Raw genomic sequence first — 15,063 nt, 5'->3', positions numbered from 1 at the left:
TCGGCTCAAAACCCAAGTAATGGATTGCCTGTGCCGGCCTCTTCGCGGGTAAACCCGCGAAGCAGGCGACGCGGTGTCAGAACCCTACACTGGCCTGCACGTAAAAGGTCCGTGGCTCACCCACATAGATGCCGGCATTGTTGTCGCTGGAGCGGGTGAAGTACTGCTTGTCGAACAGGTTCTTCACCCCCGCCGCCAGCTTCAGGTTGGACATCTGGGGCCCGAACTCATACCCGCCACGGGCATGCCAGGTCACATAACCCGGGATATCGCCAAACTGCCCGTCCGCACTCGGCTCGGTGATGTAGTCGCCGTTGAAGCTGCCATCGGCATTGATCCCGGTACCCGGCGCGCGCTGCTTGGATTGGGCGTAGGCATCCAGGTTCCAGGTCCAGTGATTGACCGCGTAACGCACGCCGGCAGTGGCCACCTGGCGTGAATAGAACGGCAGGTCACGGCCCTCGAAGCCAGGGATGTCCCCTTCATAAGTAGCGCGGGTATAGGTGTAGCCGCCGCTCACCGACAGCCCTTCCAGGCGCGGGTCCAGACCGTCCAGGTCATAGCGCACCGAGGCCTCGATACCCTGGTGCTTGGTCGCACCGAGGTTGGTCCAGCCCACATCGTTGCTGATGTACTGCAGTTCGTCATCGAAGTCGATGTAGAACGCCGTCAGCTCACCAGCAAAGCCGCCATTGTCATAGCGGGTACCGATTTCGTAGGTCTTGGCCTTTTCCGGCTCCAGGCCATTGGCCGTACTGTTGCCCGTACCACCCTGGCCCAGCTGGAAGTACTGCAGGCTACCGAACGAGGTCTCGTAGTTGGCGAACACTTTCCACGCATCGGAGATGTGGTACATCACGCTCAGCGCCGGCAGTGGCTCGTTGCTGGTGATGCTGCGTTTCTTCTCCGGCACCGGCTGGCCGTTGGCACCGAGCACCGGGCGGTCGCGCCAGTCGGTGTTGATATGCTCGAAGCGGATACCTGGGGTGATGGTCCAGTTACCCACGTCGATCTTGTCGTCAATGTAGTAGGCACTGGCCTCGGTACCACCGCTGCGGTCCTGGAACACATGGCCGTCGGAGGTCGGGGTCGGCGTCGGCACGTTGTCGATCAGCGCCAGGCGGGTCGACTGCTCACGCATCGCTTCCTTCAGGTAGCGGTAACCCACGCTGACTTCCTGGGTGGTCGGGCCGGCGAAGAAGATCCGCGACAGCCGCGGTTCGATGGCAAAGGTATGGTAGTTGCGCGGATACGACGACAGGGTCTTCATGTCGCGCGAGGCAATGGCGCTGCCGCGGAAGCTGTCGGTGTAGTAGGTCAGCACTTCGAACTGGGTGGCGTCGTCGAGCTGGCGCTGCCACTTGAACGACACGTCCTTGCGCCGGCCGGCAAAGTAGTCGTAGTCGCGCAGCGACTGGTACGGGTTGCTGTCGTATTGCGCCTGGGTCAGGCCGCCAGGCATGTCGGCTCGGCCGTCGTAGTAGTGGAAGTTGAGCCAGAACTCGTCAACGTCGGTCGGCGCCCAGTGGGTCTTGAGGATGACGTCGTCGATGTCGTTGCCGTTGTTGCTTTCACGGTAGCCGTTGCCATTCACCCCGGTGTACAGCAGCGCCACGCCCATGCCGTTGTCCGCCGTGCCGCCGACGAAGGCCGACTCGGTGTGTTTCCAGCCGCCATGCTGGGAGGTTTCCAAGGTGGTGGACAGCTCGGCCGAGGCCTTCTCCGGGATCGCCCGGGTAACGAAGTTGATCACCCCACCGACGTTCTGCGGGCCATAACGCACGGAACCGGCGCCACGCACCACGTCGATGCTGTCGAGGTTGCCCGAGGAAATCGGCGCCATCGACAGCTGCGGCTGGCCATAGGGCGCGAAAGCGGCCGGAATGCCGTCGATCAGCACCGTGGAGCGTGGCGACAGGCGCGAAGTCAGGCCGCGAACGCCCACGTTCAGCGACAGGTCGCTACCGCCGGTACCGTTGGAGTCCTGCACCTGAACGCCGGGGATGCCGCGCAGCACGTCACGCACGTTCATTGCGCCCTTTTCCACCATCGCCTCGCGGCGCACCACGGTGCGCGCGCCGGGGTGGTTCTGCACCACGCTCTGCTGAGCATCGCCCAGCCAGTCACCCACCACCTTGACGTCGGTGGGTGCCAGCTCCAGGCTACCGGTGGTGAGGGTGCCATCGGCCTGGGCCGGCTTGACCACCACGGTGCCCTGGGACATCTCGTAGGTCAGGCCGCTGCCTTGCAACAACTGCTGCAGCGCCTGCTCGGGCGCCAGCTGGCCGGACACCGCCGGGGCCTGCTTGCCGGCCACCAGGTCGGGGCTGAAGAACAGCTGCAGGTTGGTCTGCTGGCCCAGTTGGTTCAGCGCCGATGCCAAGGATTGGGCCTGAATCTGGATAGTGCTGCCGGCGTCTGCGGCCTGGCTGTTGACGGCCACGGCGCTGACCGCCAAGGCCAGCGCCAGGGCGCGGAAGCGTGGGAAGGGCTTGTTGTTGTTCACGTCGTCGAAACTTCCTGGAATACGGAATAAACGCCAACCGCATGCAAATGGAAATGCTTGGCAGTTGCAGCTGGCGGGGAAGACGAACGAGCGGAAAAAAACCTGAATCTATTTCGCGATTATTTCGCGCGAGCCATCTTCATGGGCCTTGATGGCCACCGGCAGGATGCTCGGCAAGGCACGCAGCAGCGCATCGGTATCGTCGGTACTGAAGGTGCTGGACAGCCGCAGCTGCGCGACTTTGCCGGGGGCGACCCGCAGCGGCTGGCTGCGGTAACGCGAGGCCTCGGCCACCACCTCGGCCAAGGTGGCGTTGTCGAACACCAGCCTGCCTTGGCGCCAGGCAGTCAGGGCGCCGGTATTCACCGCATAGGGCGCCGCCACCTGGCCTTGTGCATCTATATGCGAGCCCTGGCCCGCCGTGAGCTGCGCCAGCGAGGCGCCCTTGCCCTGCACACGCACCGAGCCCTGCTCCACCGCCACGCGGGTGCTGGCCGGGTCCAGGCGGACGTCGAAACGGGTACCGGTGACAGTCACGCTGCCCTGGGCGGTGTCGACCACGAACGGTCTGCCACTGTCGTGTGCGACGGTGAACATCACCTCGCCCGCCATCAGCCGGACATGCCGCTGGCCAGCGCTGAAAGCGACCTGCACTTGCGTGCTGCCGTTGAGTTCAAGGTGCGAACCATCCGGCAGTTCGACCTGGCGGCGTTCGTTGAAGGCAGTCTGCAAGCTGCCCTGGTGATTCAGTTGCTGGTAGTGCCAGCCGCCCCAGCCCAGGCCCAACGCCAGTGCGGCCACGCTGGCGGCCAAGGCCTGGCGCACGAAGCGCCGACGTGGCAACTGGCGTACCGGTGCCGGCTGGCACAGCGCTTCCAGGCGCTGGCGCGGGATGAAGTCGGTGGCCTGCCACAGGCGGGCGAGCTGCTGGTACTCATCACGGTGCCGTGCATCACCTTCCAGCCAGGCGTGCAGCTGCGCCTGCAGCCCGGCATCGCGAGGCGCATCCTGCACCCGGGCGAACCACGCGGCCGCCTGCTCGCGGACGGTATCGGTACCGTGCTGTTTCATCGAAAAGGTCTCCTGACTCATCATGCCGACACATCCAGGTGCTCACGCAGATGCCGGAGCGTGCGGATCATATACTTTTCGACCATGTTCTTGCTCAACCCCATGCGCTCGGCGATCTCGGCCTGGGTCAGGCCTTCGAGCTTCTGCCAGATGAACACCTGCCGGCAATTGAGCGGCAGTTCGGCCAGCGCCCGCTCGACACTGTCGGCCAGCTCCAGCGCATGCACGTAGGCCTCGGGGTCGCCACTGGCGGCCACGCTTTCATCGAAGGCTTCCAGCTCCAGGGCCTGGCGGCGGTCCTCGCGCCGGAAACCATCCACGGCAATATTGCGTGCGGTCTGGTGCAGGTAGGCGCGTGGCTGCTCGACCTGCTCGCGCGGGTTTTCCAGTACCCGGACAAAGGCATCGTGGGTGAGGTCCTCGGCCTGCTGTCGACTGCGCAACTTGCGCGTCCAGGTGCCGATCAGCTCATGGTAGTGGTCGAGGAAGCCTTTGGGTCCGGACACGGTCGGGGTCATCAGGGAGGCAGACAAGGGTGCGAATAGTAATGTTTCTCATCAATGGCGGCAATTCCGCCAGTCGGTAACAAAAAATTTATCGTCTTTTTCATGCACGGCAGTGCCAGGGAAATGTGGCCATAAATATGAACACCTGAGGCCCTTTCGCGGGCACGCCCGCTCCCACAGGAACCGCGAGATGCCTGTGGGAGTGGGCGTGCCCGCGAAGGAGCCAACGCGCTCCATTCCACTATTTTTTACGCTTGAAACACTCCGGGGAACATCAGCCGGTCACATGGGTCGGTTATTCAAATGGCAGGTCGTCGATCCGCGTCGATCACGCCCGGATTGCCTGTTGATTCTGCATTCTTCACGCCCTAAAGTGCGCGCCGAACGTCCATGCTGGAAACGATCCATCCGGCTCAAGTACTGAGTAGGCGAACCAAAGTGGGGATACGGAGGACGTTCAGTTTGCAGCCACTTAAATTTTCAGTTTGCCCATGGAGTCCCTGAGCATGTCGATCCAGGTCGAAGACTATTTCGCGCGTGACACCTTCCAGAAAATGAAGGCGTTCGCCGACAAGCAGGAAACCCCGTTCGTACTCATCGACACCCAGATGATCAGCCAGGCCTATGACGACCTGCGTGCAGGTTTCGAATTCGCCAAGGTGTACTACGCGGTCAAGGCCAACCCGGCCGTGGAAATCATCGACCTGCTCAAAGAGAAAGGTTCGAGCTTCGACATCGCCTCGATCTACGAGCTGGACAAGGTGCTGGGTCGCGGCGTCAGCGCCGACCGTATCAGCTACGGCAACACCATCAAGAAGTCCAAGGACATCCGCTACTTCTACGAGAAGGGCGTGCGCCTGTATGCCACCGACTCGGAAGCCGACCTGCGCAACATCGCCAAGGCCGCACCGGGTTCGAAGGTGTACGTGCGTATTCTCACCGAAGGCTCGACCACCGCCGACTGGCCGCTGTCGCGTAAATTCGGCTGCCAGACCGACATGGCCATGGACCTGCTGATTCTCGCCCGCGACCTGGGCCTGGTGCCTTACGGCATTTCCTTCCATGTCGGCTCGCAACAGCGCGACATCAGCGTGTGGGACGCCGCCATCGCCAAGGTCAAGGTGATCTTCGAGCGCCTGAAGGAAGAAGACGGCATCGAGCTGAAGCTGATCAACATGGGTGGCGGCTTCCCGGCCAACTACATCACCCGGACCAACAGCCTGGAAACCTACGCCGAAGAGATCATCCGCTTCCTGAAGGAAGACTTCGGTGACGACCTGCCGGAAATCATCCTCGAGCCGGGCCGTTCGCTGATTGCCAACGCCGGTATCCTGGTCAGCGAAGTGGTACTGGTTGCACGCAAGTCGCGCACCGCCGTCGAGCGCTGGATCTACACCGACGTGGGCAAGTTCTCCGGCCTGATCGAAACCATGGACGAGTCCATCAAGTTCCCGATCTGGACCGAGAAGAAAGGCGAGACCGAAGAAGTGGTCATCGCCGGCCCGACCTGCGACAGCGCCGACATCATGTACGAGCACTACAAGTACGGCCTGCCGCTGAACCTGGCCATCGGTGACCGCCTGTACTGGCTGTCGACCGGCGCCTACACCACCAGCTACAGCGCAGTGGAATTCAACGGCTTCCCGCCGCTGAAGGCTTACTACCTGTAAAGCAAAACGGGGCCGAAAGGCCCCGTTTTCATTTGTGCTTTCCGCCCTCAGGCCTGTGCAACTCCCTGTAGGAGCAGCCTTGTGCTGCGAAGAGGCCATAACTGCCAAAGGCCATCTTTTGTCTTGCCGGCCTCTTCGCAGCACAAGGCTGCTCCTACAGGCCTTGAGGGAACCTCAAGCTTCGCGCCGTTCGATCTCCTCGGCATACCGCGCCGCAAATGCCATCAACACCGGCCCGGCCTCCTGCAAGGTCACCAGCGCACTGCGCAGAAAATTCATGTTTCCCTCGACCCGCGCCCGTTCCAGCCAAGGCCCGGCTTCCGCCACCTGCCCCCGCTCGACAAGCACCAGCGCCAGGCTGAACATGCCACGGAAATCCCCCGCCTCGGCTGAGCGCCGATACCAGCGCACCGCCCGTGTCGGATTGGGCGCCGTGGCGATGCCTTGTTCCAGGTAACGCCCGTACAGGTTCATCGACTTGGCATGCCCCATGTGCGCGGCCTTCTCGTAGCACATCAGCGCCTGTGCCTGGTTGGCCGGTATGCCGCGCCCGGTGGCCAGCAAGTTGCCCAGGTTGTACAGCCCCCAGTCCAGCCCAGCATCGGCCGCACGCGCATAGTGAATGGCCGCCTGCGCCTGGCTTGGCTCACCGCCCCAGCCATGCTCCAGGCAACGGCCCAGCATGTTGTGCGCCATGGCACTGCCACCCTGCGCGGCGATGCCGAACCAGCGCCTGGCGACGGCGGCATCCGCCTGAATGCCGCGCCCGTCGAGCAGGATCTGCCCCAGCAACAACTGTGCCTCGACCACGCCCTGCCCTGCCGCCGCCAGGATCGCCTGGGCGGCCTTGCCAGGGCTTTCTTCCAGCATGGCCTGCAAACCGGCCACATCCACCACTTCCTCACGTCGCAACTGATAGGACACGGCTCAGACCTCGGCCCAGCGGCGCAGCAGATTGTGGTAGGTGCCGGTCAACTGCAGCAGTGACGGATGGTCCGGCACATCGGCTGTCAGTTGCTGGATGGCATTGTCCATTTCGAAGAGCAACGCCCGCTGGCTGTCCTCGCGCACCAGGCTCTGGGTCCAGAAGAACGCGGCGTAACGCTGGCCACGGGTCACCGGGTTGACCTTGTGCAGGCTGGTGCCGGGGTACAGCACCAGGTCACCGGCAGCCAGCTTGACCTGCTGCTCGCCGTAGGTGTCCTGGATCACCAGCTCGCCGCCGTCGTAGCTGTCCGGATCGCTGAGGAACAGCGTGGAAGACAGGTCGGTACGCACCCGCTCCGGGCTGCCCTTGGGCTGGCGCAGGGCGTTGTCGATGTGAAAGCCGAAACTGCCGCCTTCGCGGTAGCAGTTGATCAGCGGCGGGAACACCTTGTGCGGCAAGGCTGCAGACATGAAGCGCGGGTTCTGCCACAGGCGGTCGATCAGCGCGCTACCGATTTCCTTGGTCAGCGGATGGCCTTCCGGCAGTTGCAGGTTGTGCTTGGCCTTGGCCGACTGGTAGCCGGCCGTGATCTTGCCGTCGGCCCAATCGGCCTGCTCCAGCGCCTCGCGGATACGGGCCAGTTCATCGGCGTCGAACAGGCCGGGGATATGAAGCAGCATGGCGACAGCACCGTTTGGAAAATGTAAGGCGCCAATGATATTGATTCCCTTTTTCGCTTCACAAGCCCCAATGGCCGCTTAAGACGTTTCAGCTTGATGAAACCGTAAAGGCAAATTGTAAAGATTGTAAATTCTTCACGAATGGTAACGACTCTCAATTGTGACTAACAATTGCTTACATTAAGATCCGCGGCCTTACCACCTTGGGGAAGGTCCTTAGCAATGCGCCAGTACGTACCATCTGCAGTGAGTTCACCACGCCTGATCGTGTCTGCCATCGGCGTAGCCCTCAGCGCTTCGTCGGCCTACGCCGCCGACCCGGTCGCCAGCAGTGCTATCACCCTCGACGCCACCAGCGTCAACGGCAAGGCTGAACAGGCCAGCACCGATTACAAGGTCGACCAGGCATCCTCGCAGAAGTACACCGCGCCGCTGGTGGATACCCCCCGCTCGGTAACCGTGATCCCGCAGCAAGTGATCAAGGACACCAACGCCCTGACCCTGCAGGATGCACTGCGCACTGTGCCGGGCATCACCTTTGGTGCCGGCGAAGGCGGCAACCCACAAGGCGACCGCCCGTTCATCCGCGGCTTCGACGCCCAAGGCGACACCTACCTGGACGGCGTGCGTGACACTGGCGCGCAAACCCGTGAAATCTTCGCCATCGAATCGGTGGAAGTGGCCAAGGGCCCGAACTCGGCCATCGGCGGCCGTGGTGCCGCCGGCGGCACCATCAACCTGGTGAGCAAGCGCGCCCACCTGGGCAACTCGCTCGATGGCGCCTGGACCTGGGGCAGCGACCAGACCCAGCGCTATACCTTCGATGGCAACTACCAGTTCAGCGACTCCGTTGCCGGGCGCCTGAACCTGATGACCCACGAAAGCAACGTCGCCGGCCGCGACAAGGTCAACTACGACCGTTGGGGTATCGCCCCATCGCTGGCCTTCGGCCTGGGTACTCCGACCCGCGTGAACCTCGACTACTACCATCTGGAAAGCGACGACCTGCCGGATTCGGGCATCCCGTACACCATCCCGACCGCTGGTAGTACTGCCCGCACCTCGGCACATCCGAGCAAGCCGTACGACGGCGGTGACAGCGACAACTTCTATGGCCTGACCGGTCGTGACTTCCGCAAAAGCCGCGTGGATATTGCCACCTTTGCCATCGAGCACGACTTGACCGACTCGCTGACCATCAAGAACACCCTGCGCCATGGCAACAGCATGCAGGACTACATCCTGACCCAGCCTGACGACAGCAAGGGTAACGTCAACAACGGCAGCGTCTGGCGCCGCGCCAACACCCGTGTGGGCAACACTGCCACCACCACCAACCAGACCGACCTGTTCGGTGAGTTCTACCTGGGTGGCATGAAGAACAGTTTCTCGACCGGTATCGAGCTGAGCCGAGAAGAGAGCAAGCGCTCGAGCTACACCGTCGATACCGACACCGTCCCAGGCGGCACCGCCAACACCAACTGCACCCCAGGCATGATCGGCGCCACCAGCGGTTACAACTGCACCTCACTGAGCAACCCGAACCCGGACGATCCGTGGAACGGCAGCATCGCACGCAACTACGCGGGCACCGATACCAAGAGCAACACCCGCGCAATTTATGTTTTTGACACACTCGAACTGACGCCCGAGTGGCTGTTGAACATGGGCCTGCGCTACGACCACTTCGACACCCAGTACCGCACCTACGACGCCACAGGCGCCACCGTGGTGAACAGCAAGGGCGTTGTCTCCAAAGGCAAGGATACAAGCGAGTTCGTTACCGGCCAGCTGGGCCTTGTATGGAAGCCGGCCGAGAATGGCAGTATCTACGTTTCCTACGCCACCTCCGCAACGCCACCCGGAGCAATGCTGGGCGAAGGTACTGAAGGCAACCCGTTGGGCAACACCACCGACCGCGCCGGCAACTTGCTGAGCAGCGATCTGGAGCCGGAGGAAACCACCAACTTCGAAATCGGCACCAAGTGGGACCTGCTCGACCAGCGCCTGTCCCTGGCCGCTGCGCTGTTCCGCACCGAGAAGGAAAACGCCCGCGTCCAGGTTGACACCACTACCTACGAGAACGTCGGCGAAACTCGCGTACAGGGCATCGAACTGTCTGCCAGCGGCAAGATCACCGAAAAATGGCAGGTATTTGCCGGCTACACCTACATGGAAGCTCGCCAGATAGACGGTGGTGCCGTGAACAAGGCCAACGACGGCAACCAGCTGCCAAACACGCCGAACAACAGCGCCAGCCTGTGGACCACCTACTCCATTACGCCGAAGCTGACCGTGGGTGGCGGTGCCTTCTACGTGGATGACGTGTATGGCAGCGTGGCCAATACCACCATGGTCGACAGCTATGTACGCTACGACGCTATGGCCGCCTACAAGCTGACCAAGAACATCGACCTGCAGCTGAACGTGCAGAACCTGACCAACGAGGTGTACTACGACAAGGCCTTCTCTACCCACTTCGCCAACCAGGCGGCGGGGCGGACGGCTCTGTTGACCACCAGCGTCCACTTCTGATGCCGGGATGGGGTTGATCTGTTGAATGGGCTGCGCCTGTGCCGGCCCTTTCGCGGGTGAACCCGCTCCCACAGAAATATCACTGGACATGAGGTCAGTGCAGTACCTGTGGGAGCGGGTTCACCCGCGAAGAGGCCGGTACAGACAACACAAGCCTGACTGACTAGCCCACCCTGCCCCGTTCATTCCCGTGAGCGGGGCTTTTGCGTATCAAGGCATAATGCACGCCGCGTAGTGTGCGGCAGAAACACAAGGTGATCATGTGGTGAAGAAGACGCTGTTCCAATTGCACTGGTTCTTTGGCATCACCGCTGGCCTGGTGCTGGCCTTGATGGGTATCACCGGGGCCTTGTACTCGTTTCAGGAAGAACTGCTGCGCGCGCTGAATGCCGATGTCCTGAAGGTCCAGGTGCGCCCGGAGGGCGTGCTGCCCCCGGCCGAACTGGTCCAGCGGGTCGAGGCCCAGCAGCACGACAAGGTGGCGATGCTGTGGGTCGATGTACGCGAAGGCAACGCCGCACGCGTCTTCTTTACCCCACCGCCAGGCGAGCGCCGTGGCCAGCTGCGCTATGCCGACCCGTATACCGGCGAACTCAAGGGAGAAGTGGCCGGGCAAGGCTTCTTCAACCTCATGCTCAACCTGCACCGCTTCCTGGCCATGGGAGACAGCGGCCGGCAGATCACCGGTGCCTGCACCCTGATGCTGGTGTTCTTCTGCCTCTCCGGCCTGTACCTGCGCTGGCCGCGCAAGGCGCTGGACTGGCGCACCTGGCTGACCTTCGACTGGGCCAAGAAAGGCCGCGCCTTCAACTGGGACCTGCATGCGGTGGCCGGCACCTGGTGCCTGCTGTTCTACCTGCTGTTCGCCCTGACCGGGCTGTTCTGGTCCTACGAGTGGTACCGCGAGGGCCTGAACAAGCTGCTGGCCGACGCGCCGGCCGCCGGCCAGCAGCAAAAGCGCGGCGAAGGTCGTGGCCGCCACGGGCCGCAGAAAATCGACAAGAACGCCCCGCCGCTGGTGGTCGACTACGACGCAATCTGGGCCAACCTCAAGGACGCTGCCGGCCCGGGCCTGGCCATGTACAACCTGCGCCTGCCACCGGTAGGCGGCCAGCCGGCCAACCTGTTCTACCTGCTGGACAACGCCGACCACCCACGTGCCTTCAACACCCTGGTACTGGACCCGGCCAGCGGCCAGGTGAAAAGACATGACCGCTACACCGACAAGTCCTTCAAGGCCCAGCTGCTCCAGAGCGTCTACGCCCTGCACGTGGGCGAATACTTCGGCCTGCCGGGGCGCATCATCGTCACCATCGCCAGCCTGACCATGCCGCTGTTCTTCGTCACCGGCTGGCTGCTGTACCTCGACCGCCGTCGCAAGAAGCGCCAGGTACGTGCCGCCCGTGGCAACGTCACCAGCAACACTGCCAGCGGCGACAGCTGGCTGATCGGCTTTGCCAGCCAGAGCGGGCTTGCCGAACAACTGGCCTGGCAGAGCGCCGGGCAGCTTCAGGCCGCCGGCCTGCCAGTGCAGGTACGCGCCCTGGCAGAACTGGGTGAAAGCGACCTGCGCCAGGCCCGCCGTGCGCTGTTCGTGGTCAGCACCTTCGGCGACGGCGAAGCCCCCGACAGCGCCCGCGCCTTCGAGCGTAAGGTGCTAGGCCAGCCTTGGGCGCTGGACAACCTCAGCTATGCCCTGCTCGCCCTCGGTGACCGCCAGTATCCGCACTTTTGCGGCTTCGCCCGCCGCCTGCAGGCATGGCTGGGCGAACGCGGGGCCAGCAGCGCATTCAGCCCGGTGGAAGTGGACAACGCCGACCAAGCCGCGCTGCAGCAGTGGCAGCAGGAACTGGCGCAACTGACCGGCGCCCAGCCAGTGGCCGCCTGGCAACCGCCGAGTTTCGGCAACTGGTCGCTGGTGCGCCGCGAACTGCTCAACCCGGGCAGCCAGGGCCAGCCGGTGTACCTGCTGGGCCTGCGACCGGAGCAGCCCGCCAGCTGGGAAGCCGGCGACCTGGTGGAGATCCTGCCGCTCAACGGCCAGCCGAGGATCGACGCCTTCCTCGATGGAATGACGCTGGACGGCGGCGCCAAGGTGCAAGTGAATGGCTTGGCCGAAACCCTCGCCCAGGCCCTGTCCGGTCGGCAGTTGCCGACCCGTCGCGATCACCTGGTCGGTTTGCAGCCGCAGGCGCTGGTCGACGCACTGGTGCCGATCGGCAGCCGCGAATACTCGATTGCCTCGATCGCCAGCGATGGCGTGCTGGAGCTGATCGTGCGCCAGGAACGCCATGCCGATGGCAACCTGGGCCTGGGTTCCGGCTGGCTGACCGAGTACCTGCCGCTTGGCGGTACGTTGAGCCTGCGTTTGCGGCGCAATAGCAGCTTCCACCTGCCGGAAACGGCGGCACCGCTGGTGTTGATTGGCAACGGCACCGGCCTGGCCGGCCTGCGCAGCCTGCTACGCGCGCGGGTGAATGCTGGCGAGCAGCGCAACTGGCTGCTGTTCGGCGAGCGTAACCGGGCGCATGACCTGCTGTGCGGCAACGAGCTGCAAGGCTGGCTGGACAACGGCGACCTGGCACGCCTGGACCTCGCCTTTTCGCGGGATCAGGCCGACAAGGTGTATGTGCAGGATGCGTTGCTGCAGCAGGCTGAAGAGTTCAAGCGCTGGGTCGCGGATGGTGCCTGTGTGTATGTATGCGGCAGCCTGCAAGGCATGGCTGCCGGGGTGGATGCGGCGCTCAACGGCATCCTCGGGGAAGCGGTTGTGCAACAGCTGATCGAGGATGGGCGGTATCGGCGGGATGTTTACTGAAAAACTGGCCTGAGCTAGCAACGCAGTACCTGTAGGAGCGGCCTTGTGTCGCGAAAGGGCTGCGTAGCAGCCCCGGCAATTCATGCATCGCTGCCAGGATCCTGGGGCCGCTCTGCGGCCCTTTCGCGACACAAGGCCGCTCCTACAGCGGGCCAATTCAAGCCATACAGTTCCGGCCTAGTGCAGCTCGAAGGTGTCAGCATCCAGGTTGGCCGGGAACTTGGCCCGGTAGGCCGCCAGTTCCGCCGCACTCAACACCGCGGTGAACACCCCGTCGGCCTCCCCGGCACTGAGCAGGCTCTCGCCCTGGAAGTCCAGCACCTGGCTGTCACCGGAATAGGCAAAGCCCTTGCCGTCGGTGCCCACCCGGTTCACCGCCGCCACATAGCACAGGTTCTCGATACCCCGCGCCGGTAACAGGCGGTTCCAGTGCTGGCGGCGCGCAGCCGGCCAGTTGGCGGTGTACAGCAACAGGTCGGTGTCCTGGGCATCGCGGCTCCACACCGGGAAGCGCAGGTCGTAGCAGATCAGCGGGCGAATACGCCAGCCCTTGAGCTCGAACTGCACCTGGCGCTCGCCCGGGGTGTAGTGCTTGTGCTCACCGGCCATGCGGAACAGGTGGCGCTTGTCGTAATGCAGGATCTCGCCATCCGGCCGAGCCCACAGCAGGCGGTTGCGGTGGCTGCCATCGGCGGCCTGGATGATCACGCTGCCGGTGATCACCGCGTTGTACTTCTTCGCCTGGGCTTTCAGCCACTTGTAGGTCGGGCCGTTCTCCGGCTCGCACAGGCTTTCCGACTGCATCGAGAAACCGGTGGTGAACATTTCCGGCAGAATCACCAGGTCCACCTCGCCTACCTGCTCCAGCAGCACCTCGAAGTGCGCAAAGTTGGCTTCGCGGTCATGCCAGGCCAAGGTGGTTTGCACCAGGGCGATTTTCAGGTTCGGCAGTTCGCTCAGATCGCGCATAGTCTTTCCGCTGCCTGACGCAGCGTCTCCTCTCGTTTGGCAAAGCACAGGCGGACCAGGCGTTGCTCGGGGATGGGTTGCTGGTAGAACACCGACACCGGGATGGTCGCCACGCCGTGCTCACGGGTCAGCCACAGCGACATGTCGACATCGTTCAGGTCCGGGCGGATCTGCGAATAGTCCACCAGCTGGAAATAGGTACCCGCCGTGCGGGTGAAACGGAACCGCGAGCCCTCCAGCAAGCCGCAGAACATGTCACGCTTGGCCTGGTAGAAGGCCGGCAGTTCATCGATATGCTCAGGGTGCTCGGCCATGAAATCGGCCAGGGCGCACTGCAGCGGGGTCACGCCGCAGAAGTTGACGTACTGGTGCACCTTGCGCAGCTCGGCGCTCAGCACCGGCGGGGCGATCACGTAGCCGGTCTTCCAGCCGGTGACGTGATAGGTCTTGCCGAACGAGCTGACCACGAAGGCGCGCGGGTACAGCTGCTGGTGGGCCAACACGCTGGCATGGCCTACACCGTCATAGACCAGGTGCTCGTAGACCTCGTCGCTGACCAGGTAGATATCGCGGTCAGCGATAAGCCGGGCCAGTTGGCCCAGGTCTTCTTGGGTAATCAGCGCACCGCTGGGGTTGTGCGGCGAATTGAGAATGACCATGCGCGTGCGCGGGCTGAGGGCATCGCTGAACTTCTGCCAGTCGATGCGGAAATCGCCATCGCTCAGCTGTACATGCACGCAGCGCCCACCAGCCAGTTCCACGGACGGCTCGTAGCTGTCGTAGCAAGGATCGAAGACGATTACCTCGTCACCGGCATGCACCACAGCCTGGATGGCGCAGAAGATCGCCTCGGTGGCGCCAGGGGTGATGGTCACTTCCTGGTCGGCATCCACCTGCGCGCCATACAGCCGCGCGACCTTGGCCGCCACCTGCTGGCGCAGGGCCGGCAGGCCGGTCATCGGCGAATACTGGTTATGCCCGTCGGCCACATGCCGGCCGACTGCATCGAGCAGCGCCTGCGGGCCATTGAAGTCGGGGAAGCCTTGCGACAGGTTGAGCGCGCCGGTCTGCACGGCGAGCTGGGACATGGTGGTAAAGATGGTCGTGCCGACATTCGGCAGTTTGCTGCGGATCATGGAGCCCTCTTTCCTGGGGTGTATCCGGCACGGGGTGGAGTCCGAGCATAGCGGATCGAGCGGTCAGGAAAAAGGTTGAAACTCTAGGGGAATTTGCGCTGGATCAAAGGCTGTTGTCGGTGCGGCATCCCGCTATATGGGCGTATCAAGAAACCTCGCTTCGTAGCCTAAAGCGCAAAGTGCGTGCGCGATGATCATGCAGCGTAGAACCAAGCGCGGGTGCTCATTGACAACCCACGAAATT

The 15,063-nt window shown here is 63.2% G+C and carries 10 protein-coding genes; 3 read left to right on the top strand and 7 right to left on the bottom strand.

Features of this window, described 5'->3' with window-relative positions:
* Positions 1-76 precede the first annotated feature (76 nt).
* The 3 genes from ACK56M_RS05190 to ACK56M_RS05180 form a co-directional block, all read right to left on the bottom strand.
* Positions 77-2,506: a TonB-dependent siderophore receptor gene (locus ACK56M_RS05190; RefSeq protein WP_100413267.1), complete on the bottom strand. Its 2,430-nt coding sequence runs from the start codon at positions 2,504-2,506 to the stop codon at positions 77-79.
* Between the two features lie 108 nt (positions 2,507-2,614).
* On the bottom strand, positions 2,615-3,577 hold the full coding sequence (locus ACK56M_RS05185) for a FecR family protein (protein WP_061551932.1): 963 nt from the start codon (positions 3,575-3,577) through the stop codon (positions 2,615-2,617).
* 20 nt (positions 3,578-3,597) lie between these two features.
* Positions 3,598-4,095 (bottom strand): sigma-70 family RNA polymerase sigma factor, encoded by a 498-nt coding sequence (locus ACK56M_RS05180; protein WP_085665003.1) that lies wholly within the window; start codon positions 4,093-4,095, stop codon positions 3,598-3,600.
* A gap of 494 nt (positions 4,096-4,589) precedes the next feature.
* Here ACK56M_RS05180 and ACK56M_RS05175 point away from each other — a divergent pair, with 494 nt between their 5' ends.
* Positions 4,590-5,753: a type III PLP-dependent enzyme gene (locus ACK56M_RS05175; RefSeq protein ID WP_015269027.1), complete on the top strand. Its 1,164-nt coding sequence runs from the start codon at positions 4,590-4,592 to the stop codon at positions 5,751-5,753.
* A gap of 174 nt (positions 5,754-5,927) precedes the next feature.
* Here ACK56M_RS05175 and ACK56M_RS05170 read toward each other — a convergent pair whose 3' ends face one another.
* Positions 5,928-6,677, bottom strand: coding sequence for a tetratricopeptide repeat protein (locus ACK56M_RS05170; protein WP_411959289.1), 750 nt, complete (start codon positions 6,675-6,677; stop codon positions 5,928-5,930).
* A gap of 3 nt (positions 6,678-6,680) precedes the next feature.
* The gene (locus tag ACK56M_RS05165) at positions 6,681-7,361 is read right to left on the bottom strand and encodes a Fe2+-dependent dioxygenase (protein ID WP_015269025.1); all 681 of its coding nucleotides are present in this window, start codon (positions 7,359-7,361) and stop codon (positions 6,681-6,683) included.
* Between the two features lie 222 nt (positions 7,362-7,583).
* On the opposite strand from ACK56M_RS05165, the gene ACK56M_RS05160 reads away from it, so the two are divergent.
* A complete protein-coding gene (locus tag ACK56M_RS05160; protein WP_411959288.1) occupies positions 7,584-9,896 on the top strand; it encodes a TonB-dependent receptor in 2,313 nt (770 codons plus the stop codon).
* Between the two features lie 262 nt (positions 9,897-10,158).
* The gene (locus ACK56M_RS05155; RefSeq protein WP_191471956.1) at positions 10,159-12,714 is read left to right on the top strand and encodes a PepSY domain-containing protein; all 2,556 of its coding nucleotides are present in this window, start codon (positions 10,159-10,161) and stop codon (positions 12,712-12,714) included.
* 177 nt (positions 12,715-12,891) lie between these two features.
* On the opposite strand, the gene ACK56M_RS05150 is transcribed toward ACK56M_RS05155, so the two are convergent.
* Positions 12,892-13,683: an amidohydrolase gene (locus ACK56M_RS05150; RefSeq protein WP_411959287.1), complete on the bottom strand. Its 792-nt coding sequence runs from the start codon at positions 13,681-13,683 to the stop codon at positions 12,892-12,894.
* Positions 13,671-14,819: a pyridoxal phosphate-dependent aminotransferase gene (locus tag ACK56M_RS05145; protein ID WP_411959286.1), complete on the bottom strand. Its 1,149-nt coding sequence runs from the start codon at positions 14,817-14,819 to the stop codon at positions 13,671-13,673. The genes ACK56M_RS05150 and ACK56M_RS05145 overlap by 13 nt, the downstream gene beginning before the upstream one ends.
* Between the last annotated feature and the right edge of the window lie 244 nt (positions 14,820-15,063).

Origin of the sequence: Pseudomonas sp. s4 (assembly GCF_046764235.1) — a bacterium.
Taxonomy (GTDB): domain Bacteria; phylum Pseudomonadota; class Gammaproteobacteria; order Pseudomonadales; family Pseudomonadaceae; genus Aquipseudomonas; species Aquipseudomonas asiatica.
The sequence above is the reverse complement of the archived record's forward strand: the minus strand, read 5'-3'. Positions and strand labels throughout refer to the sequence as shown.